This window comes from Enterococcus sp. AMC1251, from assembly GCF_058216535.1.
This window is the reverse complement of the sequence record NZ_CM177098.1, coordinates 2,518,882-2,538,103: the sequence shown is the minus strand read 5'-3', so window position 1 is coordinate 2,538,103 and position 19,222 is coordinate 2,518,882. Positions and strand designations below refer to the sequence as shown.

Below are 19,222 nucleotides of genomic sequence, written 5' to 3'. Positions count from 1 at the left end.
ATTCTTTGGTCGGAACTATTTTGAGTGTAGCACAAATGACTTATTTAGTTGTCTAGCTTAATTTTACTATCGGCGGGAACTAAAAAATCGTATTTAATTGTGAGTGATGATAGAACTGTAGCTGAAGGAACTAAATTGGCAAAATGGAGAACCGTTGCACAACTTAGCAACTTTACAGTTGACGGTAGCGTAGAAGAAGCAGATAAATTGGCCAATGCACAACTAGAATTTAATACTGGTGCTGTACAAGATTATGCTCTTGTAAAAGATGAAGAAGGAAATATCACTTCTGCTCCAGATCCGTCAATCAACGGTGTTTTAACTGCACATACAGGGACTGATATCACTGCTGTACCTGCAAAAGCAATTGCTGGTGGGAGCGCTGTTCCTGTATTAACAAAAGCGCAAGAAAATGATACTAAAGGTGCGTATGCTACTGAAATTACAGACAGACAATTACGAGTAGCGTTACCTCAAAGTCAAGCAGGTAAAACATTCACTGCACAACTTACATGGAGTTTAGAAGATACATTTTAATCAATTCAAAAAATAAACAATAAAATAATGTGAAGAGATTATAGATGGGTTAGTTAACAGTTATTGTTGTAAATCGTTCATATTCAAAGATAGAGGATCTATGACTGCTAATTAGGGATTATAGAGACTCTATCTTTTAGCGTTAGTTCACATAAAGGAGATAATACATGAAGCAACGACTTATTTATTTAGTACTACCGCTTTTTTTTCTATTGCTTCATCCAATGATAAGTTATGGGGAAGAAGGAAATGTTAATACCTTAAAAGATTTTTCCTATGAAGTTATTTTTCCAAAAAATCAACGAAATAAAGAAGTAGGATACTATGATCTACTTGTACAGCCAGGACAAAACGAAACAATTCAATTGAAATTAAATAATTTATCCTCTCGTAAGATGACTCTATCTCTCAAATTTAATAGTGCTAAAACTAATGGGAGTGGAGTAATTGAATATGGACCGAATAATTTTCTAAAAGATTCTTCGTTAGTTTATGATTTTCCAGAGCTTGTGGCTGGGCCAGAGCAAGTAGAACTGGAGCCACAGAGTAGTAAAGAAGTGGCATTGACCATTCGACCTCCGATTGAGCCATTTGAAGGCTACATAGTAGGCGGAATTCAAGTCAAGCCTCTTGATACGACCGTAGAAAAGAAGGAAAAAGGAACAGACATCGTCATTAATGAGTTTGCCTTTTTAATCGGGGTACTGCTCAGCGAGAGCGAGGTCAATAAGATAAAGCCAGAGCTAGAATTTCATTCTATTTCTGTCGATGCGAGTGAAAAAAAAGCCCAACTTATTTTAAATTTTTCAAATAGTCGTCCTGTTTTTGCGGAAGGAATGACGGTGAAAGTGAGTGTGACGAAAAAGTCAGATAAGCGGGTCATTTTTGAGCTAAATAAGAACCATATGAGGATGGCACCGAACACTCAAATCAATATTCAAATTCCACTCAAATATAAATTGGAAACACCAGGAGCTTATACGATGAAAACAGACGTTACGCTTAAGGGCGGGCAATCTTGGTCATGGGAACAGGACTTTGATATAAGAGAGAAGGACGTTCCTAAGTTAAATAACCAACTGACGGAATTAAGCACAGCATCAAATCCGATTCTTTTTATTAGCTTAGTAATTGTTCTAGTCCTAATTGCTGGACTCATTTTTTTACTGGTAGTTAGTAGGTACATTAAAAAAACGAAAAAAAGAAAAGTGATCGCTACTAAACCTAAATAGATTAGAAGTTCGTTTTATGGCATTTGATACGAATATAGGTATAGGAAGCATAAATTGAAGTTAGTTAAAAAGTTTTAAGATGAATAAAAAAGTTCAAATAATTCAATAAACGAAGGGCAGAGAAATAGGTAAAAAAAGATAGAATTTTAGAAATGGGTGTGAAAAAGTATGAGGAAAATATTTATAAAATCAGCTTTATTCATAGTAATAAGTTTTGGCGTTATTTTCTTTGATATTAATTTTCCTGTGGTGGTTAATGCTCAGGAGTATCCAATAACAAAAGAAACAAAACTAGTAACAGACTATGACTCTATTAAAGAGAATTTTAATCTTGTTGGGAATGCTCAGTGGGCACCAAAGATTAAAGGCGTACAGCTTACTCCCGATTTGGAGAGTCAGGTCGGAAGTATTTACCTTAAAAGTAAAGTACAACTTAATACTAATTTTGATATTTCTGGAAAAATAGGTATAGAATTACATGATGCTTATTCAGAGTATGCACCGGTTAATGCTGATGGTGTGGGTATTGTATTTCATACTGGTGAGGCTAATGCTTTGGGGACAGCTGGAGAATCCTTAGGTATCGGAGGATTGCCTAATGCGATAGCTAGTTTTATTGACACATTTGAAAATACTAGTGATAAAGCTGCTTTTTTTCCGAATGCAGGAGTTATAACGACAGATCAGAAAGGAACAATGACGAGAACATTTCAAAGTTCACTTAAGCCTTTTCCAAATTATAAGCCTAGGAACCCTTCCTATCAACAGGTAGAGTATCAATTTTCATATGATCAAAGTACTAGGATAGTAACGTTACAAATGTATCCAATACCACAAGGTACAGATACTGCAGATAAGAGTAAGCCTTTATTTGGTAGTCAAGGAAAACAAATAAAGGTTTTAGATAATGCAAAAGAGCTTTCCTTTTCAATAACAGGATCAACAGGTTTAATTCATAATATCCAAAATGTAACTGTAACAGCCGCAAAAATCCCTAGAATAATCACTAATACTCCAAAAGTGACAAATGAAATCACCAAAGAAACGGAAACAATACTTGAACTTAAAGATGAGAAAGGATTAGTGTATCCTGAAGGGTCTATCGCCTATGTAAACGGAAAAGAATATACTATAGGGAAAGATTCTAGGATAACAATTTCTAGAGGTACTAACCAAAATGATATCCCCGTAAAGATATCCATAAAATCTTATAGTATAGAAAATGCATATAAATATGATGCAGGAGAATCTGACAAGATAGATTATACGTTAAAAGGACTAATGAGAAAAACACAAGTCGTCTTCACTGATGAGGCTGGAGGAGACTTAGGTGTTGCACCGATAAGCTTTCTAGGGGTTGAAGGGAAAATAGTCGATTTACGTAACGTAACAGAAGTCAAAGAGAAGTTAACAGGGGCATTAAAAGAGTATGATGTTTTAAGAGCGAAAGATCTTCTATCAAGTACAGCACTAGATCTGGGAAACTTTAAAATAGGAAGTGCTACGATAATAAACATAATACTGAAAAAGAAAATAGTTACACTGAGTACAAAAGTCATGTTTACTGACGAGGTTAATGGAGATCTAGGGGTTGCGGCTATAAATTTTTCAGAGGTTGAAGGGAAAATAGTCGATTTACGTAATGTAGCAGAAATCAAAGCGAAATTAACAGGTGAATTAAAGCAGTATGAGGTTTTAAAAGCGAAAGATCCTCTAGCGGGTGGTATACCAATAGATCTGGCAAATTTTAAAGTAGGGAGTGCTAAAATAGTAAGCTTAGTCCTGAAAAAGAAAAAAGATATGCTGAAAACCCAAATTGTATTCACTAATGAGGCTGGAGGAGATCTAGGAGTCACGCAAGTAAGCTTTACAGAGATTGAAGGGAAAATAGTTGATTTACGTAATATAACAGAAGTCAAAGAGAAATTAACAGGAGACTTAAAGGATTACGACATTGTGGGAGCTAAGAATTCTTTAACGGGTACGCCAATAGATATAGGAAATTTTAAAATAGGAAGTACAATCTCAGTAAAAATGATCCTGAAAAAGAAAACAAAAGTAACCACAGTACAATTTGTAGAAAAAGGAAAAGAAAATATATCTCTGGCAACAGCGAGATTTTCTGGAGAAGTGAATTCAGAAATAACCGACTTGAAAAATATACCAGAAATCAAGACAGAATTAGAAAAATTCGGAAAAAAATATAATGTGATTGGCGCAACAGAGACGAGTGGTCAAGCGATAACAAGTTATCCTAAGTATACTATCGGTAGTGCCGAGGGTGATACAATACGATTGATTCTTGAAAAGGCTGAGGTTACAACAGAGATTACATTTATAGATAGGAGTGGGGCAATAATACCGGGTACAGAAAAAGATACAGTGACAATTAAGGGAGTATACGGTTCAACTATTAATTTACTTGATAATGCGGATGTTAAGGCTGTATTAGCAAAGTTAAAAGAGTATAACCCTTATGCAGTATGGATGGACCATAATACGCTAATAGAAACCTATCCAGAGTATACAATTGGAACGGCAAAGACTAATTCTGTTCAAGTGCTTCTTAAAAAGGAGATTATTACGACTGGAATTTTATTTGTTGATGAAAAAGGAAGCACAATTCCAGGAGCAGAAGCAGATTCAGTTGAAATTAAGGAAGAAGTCGGAACAAAAGTAAATTTACTTAACGATGCGAAAATTAAAAGAGTATAAACCTATTGGAGCAAAAGAATATGGTCCGACAGGTAAGCCAATAGATACCTATCCAGAGTATATAGTGGGGACAGCAAACTTTAATATCATTCAATTAATTCTAAAAAAAGAAACAATCACGACGACAGTACAATTGGTAGAAGAAGGAAAAGAAGGGACCGCGTTGGCAACAACTACTTTCGCTGGAAAAAATGGTTCAAAAGTAACTGATTTGAGAGAAGTAAACGAAATTAAGACAGCATTAGCCAAGCTAAAAGAGTATGAACCCGTTGGCGCATGGATGGACCATAGTACGCCAATAAAAACCTATCCAGAGTATACAATTGGAACGGCATTAACTGATTCTGTTCAAGTGCTTCTTAAAAAGAAAAAACAAAAACTAACAGTTCAGTTTAAAACAACGGATAATGAAGACCTTGATCCAGTAGTGAAGCCAATCGTGATTGAAGGCATTGTTGGGACGGAAATAGAACTCTCTAAAAACAAACAAGTAATGGAGGCACTTGAAGCGATAAGTAAGGAACATTACCAACCTGTGGAAGAGCAGCCAGAGGATAAACAAACAATCGGTGAAAGTCCAACTACCGTTACGTATAGATTTGATGGGAAACTCTTTATTGAATCAGCACCGTCTACCATGTCTTTTGGGACACAAAAGATTCAAAAAGGAATTCATTTTATTAAAGTAAATAACGCTGAATTTGATAATCCACTAATTATTTGGGATAGTCGAAAGAAAAGTAAAAACTGGAAGGTTACAGCGACACTTCAAACGCCGTTCACGAATGTTCGAGATTCAACAAAAACTCTTCCTGACGATGTGCTAGGCTACAAAAAAGCTGATAATAACATAGTTAAGTTTAGTCAAGGAGAAGCAGAGATACTAGCAGAACGAACAAGTGATGGAGTAAAAAATGAATACACACTAAGTGAGGATTGGAAAACAGGCAAAACTGGATTTAGAGTAGAGATCCCTACAAACGAGATTGTAACAGCAGGTGGGTATCAAGCAAAAATCCTATGGCAAGTAGGAAATACACCATAAGAGAGTTTATAAAGTAATGAATGAAAAGTGATTTTTCTTTGAAGAAGAGCCAACACCAAAAGTATTAAAAAAATCAAACTGTCAAACGGAGAGAAACACAGTCTCTCATTGGTGTATATAAGGTGTAAAATAATAAGACGTTTAATCAACAAATTTTGGAGAAAAAAGTTGAAAAGAATAAGATAAACAGTGTGTATCCCGAAGATAATTTCTTCAGGATACATATTTATAGTAATGCATAAATTATTTTAAAGAGGGAATGATAATTATGAAAAGAAAATTTATTTTGGCTATTACTTTTTTAACAATCGCATTTTTCAATATCAGTATTTCTGAAAAAGTAGAAGCAACAGCTAACGATACAAGTAAAATTAATTTGGTAGAAAGTGTTTTTGATCCTATATCCTGTAGCTCTTCTTGGAAGAACGGCGGTAATATTCAATTGAATTATACAGATATGGGAGCTGTTCATTGGAGTGTTAGTTTAGATAGAACTACTGTTAAGAGTTTCCAGGGAATTATGGTAGTTCGGCCATTAAGAGGGGGACGTGTGATAATAGTTAGAATGTCTGGAAAAACTGGTGAAACCAAATTAAATCTTAATCTGATGGGGAGAGTAAGCGTTAGTGTAGAGGGTAGAGTAATAAGCGAAGATGGTATAAACTATTCTACTATTTTTAACTCTCTTTCTATTTAAGATTTAATTAAAATAAACGTGTGTAAAATAATTCATATATCCGTTAATTAACAGTGTAATTTCTTAAACAGAAGGCACTTACTTCTTTTTTGATTGAGTTTTGTCAGTATAATCATATAGGATTAAGTGCTTTTTGTGTGCTATAAAAGCAAAAAAGAATAATAGTGAGCTATTTGTTGGATGATTGTTTTATATAAGAGTTATATGAATAGTTAGAATCAGAGTTTTGTACAACTTCCAATTTATTTTATTTATTGAACTGAGCTTCTTAAATGAAAATGGTTCGTTTTTTATTTGTTAGTTTCAGATTATCATACTAAAAGTCTCTTCAAGCAAAATAACCTAAAAATCCTCGGCTAACCTGTATAATAAAATCATCGGAATATAAGGGGGATGATCATGAAAGACGGCTTGTACTACGCAGCACAATTTAGAGACAAAAAACGAAGCGTGACAGAATGGATCGATGAGCGAACGCAACAAGTAAAAAAGTTGAATCCTGAACTCAATGCCTTTGTTGATTGGGATGCAGAAGCAGCAAAAGAACAATACGAAGCTAGAGGAGCAGAAACTGGTCCTTTTTTTGGCTTGCCAATTCCGTTAAAAATGCTAGGACAAGATAAGGCAGGAATGAAATCAACATCAGGTTCTCGTTTATTTACAGAAAATCGTGCCACTTCTACGGATAATTTTGTCAAAGGCTTGGAACGATTAGGTTTCATACCTTTAGGGAAAACGAACGCACCAGAGTTCGGGTTCAAAAATATTTCTGATCCGACGATTTACGGACCTGCGAGAAATCCGTGGAATCTTGATTATTCACCTGGAGGTTCTAGTGGTGGCGCTGCGGCAGCTGTTGCTAGTGGCTTATTTCCAATTGCGGGAGCAAGTGACGGTGGCGGTTCCATTCGAATTCCTGCTTCTTTTAGTGGATTGATTGGACTAAAACCAACTCGTGGTAGTATGCCAGTTGGACCTGATGGCTGGCGAGGCTGGCAAGGAGCCTCGATTGATTTTGCGTTAACCGTTTCGATGAGAGATACAGAAACACTATTTTATCATTTACGCGGAACCGAAAAAGCTGCGCCCTATCAAGCGCCAAAAGCGGAATGGGAACATCAATCAGCGGCAAAGAAACAAGTCTTGAAAATCGCCTTTTTAACGGAATCACCTGTCGGAACACCCGTTTCAGCGGAAGCGATAAAAGCAACACACAATGCAGCAACATTTTTAGAACAACAAGGTCATGAAGTAACCGAAATTCCGTATCCAGTTAATGGTCGTCAATTGATCGATAGCTATTATCTGATGAATGGCGCAGAAACGGCTGCGATGTTTGAAGGAATTCAAGCGGCAATCAAGCGGCCGGTTACAAAAAACGATATGGAATTAATGACTTGGGGTATCTACCAATATGGGTTACAGATACCAGCAAGTCAGTATACGAGATCGCTTCAACTATGGGATCAAGCGGCAGATAAAATGGAGCAATTATTCGAGGAATATGACTTATTATTAACGCCGACCGCCGCTGATAGTGCGCCTAAAATCGATGCAGAACTGCAGAGTGATCGGATTCGTAAAGACTTAGCTCAAGCGGAGGCACTTTCCATTTTACAACTAAAAGACTTAATTTATGACATGTTTGAAAAAAGTCTGACAATCACGCCGTATACTCAATTGGCTAATTTAACGGGACAACCAGCAATCAGTTTACCTACTCATGTAGCAGCATCAGGTTTACCGCTAGGCATTCAATTTATGGCATCAAAAGGTCGAGAAGATATATTATTTCAAGTTGGAAAGTTATTTGAACAAGAGCAGAAATTCTTATTACCAAACTATTATCGTGAATCATAGGAGGATCAAATGAAGAAAGTATTTGTTAGTTTTAGTATTGTTGCGTTGAGTTTAGTGTTCGTTGCATGTGGTGGGACAAAAGACAAGTCAGAAGGACAAGATAACAGTTGGAAAAAAGTAGAGGATACGAAAAAGCTAACAGTTGCCACATCAGGAACGCTATTCCCGTCATCTTATTATAATGATGAAAACAAATTGACAGGCTATGATGTAGATGTCATTACAGAAGTTGCTAAGCGTTTAGATGTTGATGTTGAATTTAAAGAATACAATGTAGATGGCCAAATCACGTCAGTGGATAAAGGTGAATCTGATTTAGCTGCCAATGATTTCGGTTTATCAGGGGATAGAGGGAAAAAATTTATTTTGTCTTCGCCGATCAAGTATTCATTTGACAGCATGATCGTTCGAAAAAGTGATGATTCTGGGATTGCGTCTCTTGAAGATTTAAAAGGCAAAAAAGCGGCTGGCGAACCAAATACAAACTATATGAAAATCGCTGAAAAATATGGGGCAAAATTGGTAACCTATGATAATGCAACAAACGATCAATATTTGACAGATGTTGCCAATGGTCGGACCGATGTGATTTTGAATGATTATTATTTACAAAAAATGTCAGTGGGTGCTTTGCCAGATATTCCAGTAAAAATTTTAGAGGATGTCTACTTTAACGCCAACTTTACTGGATTTTTAATGAAAAAAGACAGTGTTGCGTTAAGTAAAAAAATAGATGGCATATTAAAAGAGATGCAAGAAGATGGAACCATGAAAAAAATCTCTGAGACGTATTTCCAAACAGATGTTTCTGTTGAACCAAAGGAAAAAGTTGAAGAAAGTGTTTCAGTAGACTAGATGTATATACCAAAAATTGATTTTCAGTTAATGATTGATTCAATTCCATTCTTGTTGACAGGATTGCCTTATACACTTGGCATTAGTATAGTGACGTTTTTAATGGGAAATGTTCTGGGCATTCTGTTGACGGTATTAGGGATGTTGCCTTCAAAATTGATCAAAGGATTTGTACGGTTTTATATTTCATTTCTAAGAGGTGTTCCAGGGTTAGTCTTGTTGTTTCTTTTATATTTTGGACTACCGTATCAATTAAGTGCGCTAACAGCAGCCTGTATTTGTTTTAGTTTGACAAGTAGCGCGTTTATTGCCGAAATATATCGCGGGTCGATTGCTGGAGTGGAAGCAGGGCACTGGGATGCGGCGTATGCATTAGGATTGCCGTTTGGAAAAGTGATGCGGAGAATTATTTTACCGCAAGCCTTTCGTATTTCGATTCCAGCTTTAGGGAATGTGGCAATGGATTTGTTAAAAAGCACGTCTTTAGCTGCAATGATCACGATTCCTGATATTTTTCAAAAAGCCAAAATTGTCGGGGGAAGAACCTTTGATTATATGACGATGTATATTTTAGTGGCGGTGATTTATTGGCTGCTTTGTGTGGCGATTGGCTGGGGACAGGGCTGGTTAGAGAGGTATTATATCAATCGTTACAAAGGGAAAACGGATGTAAGAGTATAAAAAGAGAGGCCGAGACAAAAGCGTTTAGCTCCGAGAAATAAGAGGGAGCTGCTTTTTTCTCGCCGTTTATTCGGGTTTAGAGCGCGAAACAAAACTGATCTTTCGTTTTATCCCACGCTCTTTATTATTGGTAGAGTATGCAATGATAATGAGAGTTATCATTCTTTTATCCTCAAAAAGCGAGTATAATAAAAATAAATAATTAAGAATAGAAAGTTGGAAAAAACATGGACATGAAAGAAATAAAAGAGAGAAGCCAATTTTTAGTTACAGAATATAAAGACAGTCTTATGAATGGATTTATTGAAACACCTAGTCAATTTATGATGCGTATAAACGTAGAACCAAAGGTGGAAGATTATCTACGTCCATTGCTAAATCAGGCAGAATTGGAATATAAAGATAGGCATAAATAATGGTTTAGTAGGAAAGAACATACTTGTTTATATTTGCTGTTCTGGAGGTATGACTTCTAGTATATTTTGTCAAAAAAACCGCAAAATAGGCAGAGCCTACAGAAGTTCACTTTGGACGACTTCATGATAATATTGGCGACTTTCCAAACTTATCCGCTACAATGCAGTGTCGACTATTTAATACCCAATAAAATGGAAGAGTTGGCATTGCAAGCATAAACCACTGCCTGCTTACACTAGTTTTTGGTGAAAATACCTTGGAGGTTTACTTCATCATGTCGTTCAGACCATTATCCGCCAGAATTTCGAAAAAAACTTTTACAAATCGTTTCCAAGATACTGACTCTAATTCAGTAAAATACGCGTCAATAGATACCACTTTTTGAAAGAAGCTCTAAAATAGTTAAAGGAATGATTCGTTTGTTTTAGGGCTAGTTTCTTTCTGTGTATTCAGTTATTTTTATTAATGACTACTCAAAATAAGGGATCGATAGGAGTCTATATGATTAAAAAATTTAAAACTATTAATACTATTGATACTGATATAAAAGAATTATTAGCCTATGCAACTGCAAGAAGCAATGTTGAAAACGAACTAAACAACTATGTCTCATCTACAAATAGAGTGCTGTATTTAAATGATTATAAGAAGGAGCTAATAGGCTGTATTGGCATTAAACTATTCGAAGAGAATAAGGTAGAAATCACTCACATTGCAACAAAAGAAACCTACAGACAAAAACGAGTTGCAAGCGACATGATAGATTATATAATAAAAAAGTATCAACCGACTAAATTAGTTGCTGAAACAGATCATGAAGCGGTTGGTTTTTACAGAACATATGGTTTTGACATTCTTAGTTTAGGTGAAAAATATCCTGGTGTAGAGCGGTTTAATTGTGTGCTGTTCAATTAACATAGAAAGAATGGGGGAACTTTTATTACACTACACGATAAATCAACATAATCAATTATTTTTTTTATACTGTCTATCTTTTGAATGAAGCTTACTGTAAAATGAATGTATTGGCAAAGGAGTTGTTTTATGAATCATTTGAGAGAGGAACTTGCTATTGTCATGCCGTTTAAAATAACGCCCACATCAGGATATACTTGGTTAAATGGTGGTTCCTTTGGAATAGAAGGAAGTCTTCTGCTAAATAGGTACAAAAAAAGAAATGGATAATAAAAAGGAGTCATAGCTAATGTTAATGTTTCTTTGTATTGTGCTAGTGATTATTTCTTTACTAATTAGATTCGTTATTCACAATACTGCCGTTGCACTTATAGAGAATATGGTTTCGGATTCTTTTTACAGTGAATCTGAGCAAACATTGGACAATTTTGTAGCTACAAAACCTGATATAAAGAAAGCTAGCCTAATATTTTTAACTGAAAACTGCTTGAATCAATCAATAGATGCCGGATTGGTGTCAGATAAACAACAATATAAAGAAATGAAGTTTCAAGAATTAGTGTCTAATATGACCTATTTTGATATTCATGCTATTACAATTTGCTACGAAAAAAAATTAGGTATAAAGAAATTCTCTTTAAAAAGAGATACTTTTTTTGAAATGGCTCAAAAGTATCAAAATTGAAGGGAAAAACGAGCTTGTGTAAGAAGTCCATGTAGAAAAATGTCCAACTAGGAGAATAACAGCAATGGAAACAAACCGATTGATCATAAGAAAAATCGATCAGACTGAAAATGACCTGCTATCTTTATATTTTCTACTGTCCGATGAAAGTGTGAATAAGTATCTTCCTGGGTTTCCCATAAAAGATCTAGAAGAAACTAAAGCTTTTTATCAAGCTAATACCATGCAATCAATGGTGAAAAAAATAATATAGGAAAAACGTATACTACTTTGGCAATGATTCAAAGTGGATGTGTTGCTGCGATGGTTGCGATTCTTGTGGTTTTGATTCTTAAAGGCAGAACGTTAGGGTAGTACTATTCAAATTGTCAACAACCTAAGAGGTGCATTAGATACCTCTTTTTTGTGATTGTTTATGGCTTGTCGTTGCGTAGACTAGTATGATTAATAATTTTTTAATAACGATTAGTAAAGCCACGATTACTTATTTTGTGGTATCTGTTAAAGCAGATGCTTTAGTAATAAAGAAACATTTCCTCACTAGACTCCGAACGATCTAAGGCACGACTTACATCACCAAAACCCGATTTTTCGTTACTATTTATTTTATCCTCAAGGTTGATTTCTCCATTATGATAAACTATGCCCCCACTTTCTAATTAAATGCTTTCCCCTTGCTTTAGATCGAATTCTACGTAATAGAAAAATAGCACTTTCTATCATTCTGTACCCTATTTAACAAATCTCCTTTGTTCGTTCAATTACTAGTATCTCTTAAATTTAGTAGACGTTGTTCTGAATCTTTTGATTTTTCTGAATAAGCGTAACAAAACGAGTGATTTCAGATGTTTAATGGTTGAAATAAGCGGAATAAAGGGAAGAAATAGTAAAATAATAATTGACTTGTTGGAAGGATGTTTTATAATAGAATAAAAGTTATGGCTGAAAAATATTTTTTAGTAATTACTTTTTTTGAGTTTTTGGTGATTTTTTCTCTGTTATTTAGACTCGTTCATCGAAAAAAAATCACTGTTGAGCGAGTGTTTTTAGCTTTTAGTTTGAGAGGTGAGTAACATGAATCTGATAAAAAATTGCACAGCTGCAATCTTATGTGGTGGGAAAAGTTCACGTATGGGGTTTGATAAGGCTTTGTTGGAGATGGATGGAGAGTTTGTGCTTTTGAGAACAATGAAGCAACTAAAGAAAATCTTTCCAAACACTTTATTAGTAACCAATGAAAAGAAAAAATTTCCTACCATTTTCTCCCAGAATGAAATAGTGGAAGATCATTATCCAGGAAAGGGGCCTCTTGGCGCGTTAGTTACTGCACTAGAAAGTATCGAAACAGAGTATGTATTTTTACTTGCATGTGATATTCCCAACTTGACCATCGATTTGATTCAAAAAATGGCAGAATTTATTGAGTCTTATGATGTGGTTATTTGCAAACAAAAAAATCGTTTAGAACCTCTATTTGCCTTTTATCATATTTCTTGTTTAAGTATCTTGCAGCAGCAGCTTCAGGCAAATGATTGGCAGATAAAAAAATATTTTAGTCGATTCTCAATAAAAATAGTGACGTTAGAACCGTCAAATGCATTAGAAAATGTGAACTCACCCAAACAATTAATATTTTGGAAATAGTATGATTAATGGAGATGAAGGGAGTTTGAGATGGATTTTGAAAGTAGTCAAGATGTTGTAGCAAGTATAGGTGATAAAGCCGCTGTCAAAAGTCAGCTACCTTTCTTTAGATTGAGTATGTTAGGGATCATGGCAGGATTTTTTATCGCATTAGGGTATTTAGCTTTTATCAGAATTTCAGGAACTGTGCCTAAAAGTTGGGGAAGCTTTTCTACATTTTTAGGTGGGTGTTTATTTCCAATTGGATTGGTAGCGCTTACTTTCGTTGGTGGAGAACTTGCAACGGGAAATATGATGGTAATGACCTTAGGTGTTTTACAAAAAAAAGTTAGTTGCAAAAACCTGTTATACAATTGGTTGATTGTTTTGATTACGAATTGTATCGGTGGGTTTCTCGTCGCTTACTTCTTTGGTCATATTGTTGGTCTGACGGAAGGAGTATTTTTAGAAAAGACGATTTCAATTGCTCAAACAAAAGTTGCTGACAAGCCCTTAGTGGCATTTATTTCAGGAATCGGTTGCAATATGTTTGTTTGTTTGGCGGTTTATTTGGGGGCAATGGGAAAAACGTATCTTGGAAAAATGTTTGGTTTGTGGTTTCCAGTCATGGTTTTTGTAGTTTGCGGTTTTCAACACGTTGTAGCTAACGCTTTTATTATACCAGCAGCAATTTTTTCTAATGCTAGTACTATTTTATGGTCAGATTATTTGAGCAATACATTGTTTGTGTTCTTAGGAAATGCTGTTGGTGGCAGCTTATTTTTAGCCGTACCATTGATGTTTGTAACATCGGAGCAAAAGGAGCAGGTGAACTAAATGACATTTATGAAGAGAATTGAGATCCAGCAAATGATTCAAATCGGTTCAACAGGTCGAAATAGTGGCAAAACAACGATTGCCAAAGAACTAATTTCCGAGTATCATCAACATTTTTCTATTTATGCACTAAAAGTTATCACGATCACCGGCAATCGTGGTCAATGTCAACGGGGGGAAAGGGGGTGTGGTATTTGTACAAGTATTGATGAGGGATATGAACTAATAGAAGAAAGAAACCAAGAGGGATTAAAAGATACAATGCAATTGTTAAGAGCCGGTTGTAAGAAAGTTTACCTACTAAAAGTATTTCATGATCGCATGTTAGAGGGGTTTCTAGAATTTCTACAAATTGTACCAAAAGATACAGTAATTATTTGCGAGTCAAATTCAATTCGTCAATTCGTCAAACCTGGTTTGTTTCTCATGATGAATAACCAAAAAGGAATCAAAAAGTCAGCCGCTAAAGTAGTCGATTATGCAGATATCATTTTGAATACACCAACGTTACCTAAATCATTTTGTCTTGTAAAAACAAAAGATGGGGTTCGATTCTCTAAAAAGAAAATTGGATAGGAGAGGGAAAATATGAGTTTATTAAGTTTGTCAGAAAAAGAGGCAATTATTTTAGAAAATGATTCAGATCCACAGCGTATATTAAACATGTTGATTGCGATTCAATTTGCTTCAGAAGAAGGCTATATCGACGAAGAAACAGCAAAGTTGGTAGCTGAGCGGTTACATATGTCTCAGGCACGAGTCTATGAAATTTTAAGTTTTTATGCGATTTTAAAAACGGAGCCACAAGCAAAGTATGTGTTGAAAGTATGCAATAGTACACCTTGTATGTTTACAGGGGGTGACATGTTATCTGAAGTATTAGAAACAATATTGGAAGTACCGGCTAATCAACCGACGTCAGATGGATTATTTATGTTTCATAGTATTCCTTGCGTAGGTGCATGTAATCAAGGTCCCGTGATTAAAATCAAAGATACAGTATTTGGTGATTTGACAAAAGCGAAGGTATATCAGTTGATCGATGACCTCCAGCGTGGATGTTATCAAGAGCTATAGGAGGAAGGATAATGATCAAAAGAAACCAACCAGTTTTATTAACACGTGTAAACAAAATGAAACGAGCGACAGATGTTGCAGAATATCAAAAATACAGTGGGTTTTCTGGGCTATTGAAAGCTATTAAAATGGACAAAGAAGATATCTTAAATGAATTAGATTTAGCTCATTTACGTGGAAGAGGAGGTGCTGCATTTCCATTGGGAAAAAAATGGCGGCATCTATATGGAGCCAAAGGGAATACAAAATACATTGTTTGTAATGCGGATGAAGGAGAACCTGGAACCTTTAAGGATAAGGCGTTGCTAGAACACGACCCATTAAGTGTGATTGAAGGTATGGTGATTGCGGGGTATCTTTTCTCAGCTACAGCAGGCTATATCTATATGCGTGGAGAATATCGGCGGATTCAAAAAATATTTCAAGAAGCGTTGGATAATGCCGAGAAATTAGGTTTTTTAGGAGAAAACATTTTAGGAATTCAAGGGTTTAACTACAAAATAACCATCATTTCTGGTGCTGGGGCTTATGTTTGTGGCGAGAATTCAGCCCTCTTAAATTCAATTGAAGGGAAAACAGGTAGACCTAGAGTAAAACCACCTCATTTAGCCGATGTTGGTTTATATTTGCAACCCACATTGGTAAACAATGTGGAATCATTCGCTGGGATTCCTATTATTTTACGCGAGGGTGGACAAGCTTATCGGGATTTAGGAACAGAAGATGGTGGGGGGACGAAGTTGATTTGTTTGTCTGGTCATATCAAAAATCGTGGATTGTATGAAGTGAATCTAGGCACTCCTTTGAACGAAATTCTTTATTCTGAAGCGTATGGTGGCGGTACATCAACTGGACGACCATTAAAATTTATTCATTTCGGTGGGCAATCAGGACCCATAGGAGCTGTCAAAAACCTTACAGACTGTCTTTATTCTTATGAAGGATTATGGGATCAAGGATTGTCGATTGGCTCTGGAGCAATCGTTGTCATGGATGATCAAGTGAGTATCATCGATTATTTGGTGAATGTTGCTGCTTTTTTTGCTCATGAATCATGTGGCAAGTGTACACCTTGTCGTTTAGGAACGACAAGGATCTTAGAATTATTGGAAACATTCAATACTGGTACCGCCGTGATAGGTGATCTTGAGCGGCTTGAAAAAATATTGATGCATGTGACAAATCTTTCTGCTTGTGGATTAGGCCAATCGGTTGCTAATCCAATGAAAAGTGCTTTAGCTGATTTTCCAGAAGAATTTAAAGCAGGAATCCGTGAGACAGCTGCACCAGCAAAAGGGGGGCTTTGGTAAGATGAAAACGAAAACAAAAACAGCAACAGTTACCATGTCAATAGATGACCAACGAGTTACTGTTCTAAAAGGAACGACTATATTAGAAGCTGCAACGAAATTAAACATCGAAATACCTACGCTTTGTCATCTGAAAGAGTTAGCACCTGATGGTTCCTGTCGTATGTGTACGATTGAAGTTGAAGGAGGTCGCAAAGGTGGCTTGACAACGGCATGTACAGCGCATTGCCAAGATGGAATGGTGGTTCACACAGCTTCTACTAGAGTCAGTGATGCCCGTCGCTTTGTGCTGGATTTATTGCTTAGTAATCACAAGTTAGAGTGTTTTTCATGTGGTAGAAATGGTGAGTGCAAGCTGCAAGATTATTGCTTAGATTATGGCATCGAGGCTACTAGTTTTACTGATGGTAAGAGAATGCCTTGTCATCAAGAAGATAAAAGCAACCCCTTTTTTGAATACGATCCTGAGAAATGTATTATGTGTAGACGCTGCTCCAAAGTTTGTCAGCTTCGTCAAGGACGTGATGTAATCAGTGTGGCTAATCGGGGATTCGATACGAAAATGACTCCTAGTTATGGTGTAGCTTTCGATCAGTCGCTTTGCGAATCTTGCGGAAATTGTGTATCAACATGTCCGACGGGGGCGCTAGTTAGTAAAGACCATAAAAACTATCGAGAATGGGAAACAAAAAAAATTCCTACAACTTGTCCTCACTGTGGTACCGGCTGCCAAATGAATTTGGTCGTGAAAGGAAATAAATTGGTTGGTGTTGAACCACTCAATGGGGCTGCGAACAAAAACCTTCTTTGTGTCAAAGGAAAATTTGCTTCTTATAAGTTTGTTGGTTCCGGGGATCGCTTGACCGAACCGTTGATTAAACGAAATGGTACGTTTGAACCTGCAACTTGGGAAGAGGCATTGACCTTGGTTGCAAATAAATTTGGTCAGTTGAAAGCAGATCATGGTCCAGATTCCTTGGCTGGTTTTTCGTGTTCACGCTCGATCAATGAGGACAACTATGTCTTTCAAAAAATGATGCGTGCTGCTTTTGGTACGAACAATGTGGATAACTGTGCCCGAGTTTGTCACTCTGCTTCCGTACATGGATTAGCCCACACACTGGGTTCTGGAGCAATGACTAATCCGATCGCTGATATTACCTCGGATGTAGACGTGATTTTATTAGTCGGATCAAATCCAGAAGAAGCCCATCCGGTAATTGGCTCACAAATTCGTCAAGCAATGCAACGTGGAGCCAAGGTGATTGTGGTCGATCCACGTAAAATCGATTTAGTAAAAAACTGTGCACTGCATTTGCAAATACAAGCGGGAACAAACGTGGCTTTTGCCAATGGAATGATGCATGTGATTTTGAAAGAAGGTTTAGCTGATCGGACTTTTATTGAGGAGAAAACAGAAGGCTTTGACGAGCTGGAACGAATGGTCGCAGAATATACGCCTAAAAAAGTCGCTGAAATTTGCCATATTGAGGCAGAAGATTTGATCAAAGCGGCTAGAATGTATGCGAAAGCAGATAAAGCGCCAATCATTTATTGTTTGGGCGTGACTGAGCATTCCACCGGTACCCAAGGTGTTATGAGTATGTCAAATATGGCGATGTTAGTAGGTAAGATCGGCAAACCAGGTTGTGGTGTCAATCCGTTACGTGGCCAAAACAATGTACAAGGAGCCTGTGATATGGGCTGTATGCCTTATGATTTCCCTGGTTATCAAAAAGTTGCTAATCCAGAGGCAATGGAGAAGTTTGAAAAAGCGTGGGGAGTTCAGTTAAATAAAAATGTTGGGATGACCTCTACACAAGTACTACCTGCGGCAATCCAAGGAGGGATCAAAGGGTTGTACATTTTTGGAGAAGATCCGATCGTAACCGATCCCGATACCAATCATGTACGAAAAGCATTGGAAAACTTAGACTTTTTGGTTGTACAAGAATTATTCATGACAGAAACAGCGGCTTATGCAGATGTGGTACTTCCAGGAATTAGTTATGCTGAAAAAGATGGAACATTTACGAATACTGAAAGACGCGTTCAAAGAGTGAGGAAAGCAGTTGAGCCCAAAGGAGTTGCAAGAGAAGATTACGCTATTTTCTGTGATGTTATGACGCGCTTAGGCTATCCATGTCATTATGATTCAGCGAAAGAAATTATGGAAGAAATTGCAAGTGTAACACCAACCTTTGGTGGAATTAATTATGATCGATTAGAGGAAACGGGAGGATTGCAATGGCCTTGTCGCAATCAAGAAGATCCCGGTACACCAATTATGCATGTTGGTGAGTTTACTCGGGGCAAAGGGTTATTTATGGCGATTCCATATAAAAAATCAAAAGAATTGCCAGATAAACACTATCCATATTTAATGTCTACGGGTAGAATGCTTTATCATTATAATACTCGGGCGATGACTGGTAGAACAGAGGGCATCAATCAAATTGCTGATCGTTCTTACATTGAAATCAATGCAATCGACGCAGCTCACTTAGGAATCAAAGAAGGTGACAAAGTTAAAGTTAGTTCCAGAAGGGGAACGATTGAAACGTATGCAGCTGTTGGTAACCGAGTTTTCCCACAAGAAGTTTTTATGACGTTCCATTTTCCAGATGGAAATGTCAATGAGTTAACCAATGCCGAATTTGATGATATCGCGATTATTCCTGAATATAAGGTGTGTGCAGTTACTATTGCACCAGTTAAGTAAGATGGAGTTGATTC

General features: G+C 36.5%; 19 protein-coding genes. All 19 read left to right on the top strand.

Features of this window, described 5'->3' with window-relative positions:
• The first annotated feature begins 48 nt into the window (after positions 1-48).
• The gene (locus tag AC4BBR_RS11965) at positions 49-537 is read left to right on the top strand and encodes a WxL domain-containing protein (protein ID WP_490459758.1); all 489 of its coding nucleotides are present in this window, start codon (positions 49-51) and stop codon (positions 535-537) included.
• 167 nt (positions 538-704) lie between these two features.
• Entirely contained in the window at positions 705-1,769 is a 1,065-nt protein-coding gene (locus tag AC4BBR_RS11960; RefSeq protein ID WP_490459757.1) for a WxLIP family cell surface protein, read from the top strand.
• Between the two features lie 168 nt (positions 1,770-1,937).
• A complete protein-coding gene (locus AC4BBR_RS11955) occupies positions 1,938-4,484 on the top strand; it encodes a lectin-like domain-containing protein (protein WP_490459756.1) in 2,547 nt (848 codons plus the stop codon).
• Positions 4,462-5,529: a hypothetical protein gene (locus AC4BBR_RS11950; RefSeq protein WP_490459755.1), complete on the top strand. Its 1,068-nt coding sequence runs from the start codon at positions 4,462-4,464 to the stop codon at positions 5,527-5,529. Before AC4BBR_RS11955 ends, AC4BBR_RS11950 begins: the two co-directional genes overlap by 23 nt.
• A 268-nt stretch (positions 5,530-5,797) precedes the next feature.
• Positions 5,798-6,226, top strand: coding sequence for a hypothetical protein (locus AC4BBR_RS11945; protein WP_490459754.1), 429 nt, complete (start codon positions 5,798-5,800; stop codon positions 6,224-6,226).
• Between the two features lie 399 nt (positions 6,227-6,625).
• A complete protein-coding gene (locus AC4BBR_RS11940) occupies positions 6,626-8,086 on the top strand; it encodes an amidase (protein WP_490459753.1) in 1,461 nt (486 codons plus the stop codon).
• Positions 8,087-8,095: 9 nt separating this feature from the next.
• Complete coding sequence (locus AC4BBR_RS11935) at positions 8,096-8,941, top strand: transporter substrate-binding domain-containing protein (RefSeq protein WP_490459752.1); 846 nt, start codon at positions 8,096-8,098, stop codon at positions 8,939-8,941.
• Complete coding sequence (locus AC4BBR_RS11930) at positions 8,942-9,622, top strand: amino acid ABC transporter permease (protein ID WP_490459751.1); 681 nt, start codon at positions 8,942-8,944, stop codon at positions 9,620-9,622.
• Between the two features lie 233 nt (positions 9,623-9,855).
• A complete protein-coding gene (locus tag AC4BBR_RS11925) occupies positions 9,856-10,038 on the top strand; it encodes a hypothetical protein (RefSeq protein WP_490459750.1) in 183 nt (60 codons plus the stop codon).
• Between the two features lie 502 nt (positions 10,039-10,540).
• Positions 10,541-10,954: a GNAT family N-acetyltransferase gene (locus tag AC4BBR_RS11920; protein WP_490459749.1), complete on the top strand. Its 414-nt coding sequence runs from the start codon at positions 10,541-10,543 to the stop codon at positions 10,952-10,954.
• A gap of 129 nt (positions 10,955-11,083) precedes the next feature.
• Positions 11,084-11,224 carry a hypothetical protein gene (locus AC4BBR_RS11915; protein WP_490459748.1) on the top strand — a complete coding sequence of 47 codons (141 nt, stop codon included), beginning with the start codon at positions 11,084-11,086 and terminating at the stop codon, positions 11,222-11,224.
• A gap of 19 nt (positions 11,225-11,243) precedes the next feature.
• Positions 11,244-11,639, top strand: coding sequence for a hypothetical protein (locus AC4BBR_RS11910; protein ID WP_490459747.1), 396 nt, complete (start codon positions 11,244-11,246; stop codon positions 11,637-11,639).
• A gap of 64 nt (positions 11,640-11,703) precedes the next feature.
• Positions 11,704-11,892 carry a hypothetical protein gene (locus tag AC4BBR_RS11905; protein WP_490459746.1) on the top strand — a complete coding sequence of 63 codons (189 nt, stop codon included), beginning with the start codon at positions 11,704-11,706 and terminating at the stop codon, positions 11,890-11,892.
• Between the two features lie 821 nt (positions 11,893-12,713).
• Positions 12,714-13,283 (top strand): molybdenum cofactor guanylyltransferase, encoded by a 570-nt coding sequence (gene mobA, locus AC4BBR_RS11900; protein ID WP_490459745.1) that lies wholly within the window; start codon positions 12,714-12,716, stop codon positions 13,281-13,283.
• 30 nt (positions 13,284-13,313) lie between these two features.
• Positions 13,314-14,099 (top strand): formate/nitrite transporter family protein, encoded by a 786-nt coding sequence (locus AC4BBR_RS11895; protein ID WP_490459744.1) that lies wholly within the window; start codon positions 13,314-13,316, stop codon positions 14,097-14,099.
• On the top strand, positions 14,100-14,675 hold the full coding sequence (locus AC4BBR_RS11890; protein ID WP_490459743.1) for a hypothetical protein: 576 nt from the start codon (positions 14,100-14,102) through the stop codon (positions 14,673-14,675).
• Positions 14,676-14,687: 12 nt separating this feature from the next.
• On the top strand, positions 14,688-15,176 hold the full coding sequence (locus AC4BBR_RS11885; RefSeq protein ID WP_490459742.1) for an NADH-quinone oxidoreductase subunit NuoE family protein: 489 nt from the start codon (positions 14,688-14,690) through the stop codon (positions 15,174-15,176).
• Positions 15,177-15,187: 11 nt separating this feature from the next.
• Positions 15,188-16,486, top strand: a complete 1,299-nt coding sequence (locus AC4BBR_RS11880; protein ID WP_490459741.1) for a complex I 51 kDa subunit family protein — start codon at positions 15,188-15,190, stop codon at positions 16,484-16,486.
• A gap of 1 nt (position 16,487) precedes the next feature.
• Positions 16,488-19,208, top strand: coding sequence for a formate dehydrogenase subunit alpha (gene fdhF, locus AC4BBR_RS11875; RefSeq protein ID WP_490459740.1), 2,721 nt, complete (start codon positions 16,488-16,490; stop codon positions 19,206-19,208).
• Positions 19,209-19,222 lie beyond the last annotated feature (14 nt).

Bases quoted from the DNA above. Each gene is read 5' to 3' on its own strand.
- AC4BBR_RS11885 (WP_490459742.1), top strand. From the start codon at position 14,688: ATGAGTTTATTAAGTTTGTCAGAAAAAGAGGCAATTATTTTAGAAAAT.
- fdhF (WP_490459740.1), top strand. From the start codon at position 16,488: ATGAAAACGAAAACAAAAACAGCAACAGTTACCATGTCAATAGATGAC.
- AC4BBR_RS11960 (WP_490459757.1), top strand. From the start codon at position 705: ATGAAGCAACGACTTATTTATTTAGTACTACCGCTTTTTTTTCTATTG.
- AC4BBR_RS11940 (WP_490459753.1), top strand. From the start codon at position 6,626: ATGAAAGACGGCTTGTACTACGCAGCACAATTTAGAGACAAAAAACGA.
- AC4BBR_RS11915 (WP_490459748.1), top strand. From the start codon at position 11,084: ATGAATCATTTGAGAGAGGAACTTGCTATTGTCATGCCGTTTAAAATA.
- AC4BBR_RS11930 (WP_490459751.1), top strand. From the start codon at position 8,942: ATGTATATACCAAAAATTGATTTTCAGTTAATGATTGATTCAATTCCA.
- AC4BBR_RS11945 (WP_490459754.1), top strand. From the start codon at position 5,798: ATGAAAAGAAAATTTATTTTGGCTATTACTTTTTTAACAATCGCATTT.
- AC4BBR_RS11935 (WP_490459752.1), top strand. From the start codon at position 8,096: ATGAAGAAAGTATTTGTTAGTTTTAGTATTGTTGCGTTGAGTTTAGTG.
- AC4BBR_RS11910 (WP_490459747.1), top strand. From the start codon at position 11,244: ATGTTAATGTTTCTTTGTATTGTGCTAGTGATTATTTCTTTACTAATT.
- AC4BBR_RS11920 (WP_490459749.1), top strand. From the start codon at position 10,541: ATGATTAAAAAATTTAAAACTATTAATACTATTGATACTGATATAAAA.
- AC4BBR_RS11890 (WP_490459743.1), top strand. From the start codon at position 14,100: ATGACATTTATGAAGAGAATTGAGATCCAGCAAATGATTCAAATCGGT.
- AC4BBR_RS11955 (WP_490459756.1), top strand. From the start codon at position 1,938: ATGAGGAAAATATTTATAAAATCAGCTTTATTCATAGTAATAAGTTTT.
- mobA (WP_490459745.1), top strand. From the start codon at position 12,714: ATGAATCTGATAAAAAATTGCACAGCTGCAATCTTATGTGGTGGGAAA.
- AC4BBR_RS11905 (WP_490459746.1), top strand. From the start codon at position 11,704: ATGGAAACAAACCGATTGATCATAAGAAAAATCGATCAGACTGAAAAT.
- AC4BBR_RS11950 (WP_490459755.1), top strand. From the start codon at position 4,462: ATGCGAAAATTAAAAGAGTATAAACCTATTGGAGCAAAAGAATATGGT.
- AC4BBR_RS11895 (WP_490459744.1), top strand. From the start codon at position 13,314: ATGGATTTTGAAAGTAGTCAAGATGTTGTAGCAAGTATAGGTGATAAA.
- AC4BBR_RS11880 (WP_490459741.1), top strand. From the start codon at position 15,188: ATGATCAAAAGAAACCAACCAGTTTTATTAACACGTGTAAACAAAATG.
- AC4BBR_RS11925 (WP_490459750.1), top strand. From the start codon at position 9,856: ATGAAAGAAATAAAAGAGAGAAGCCAATTTTTAGTTACAGAATATAAA.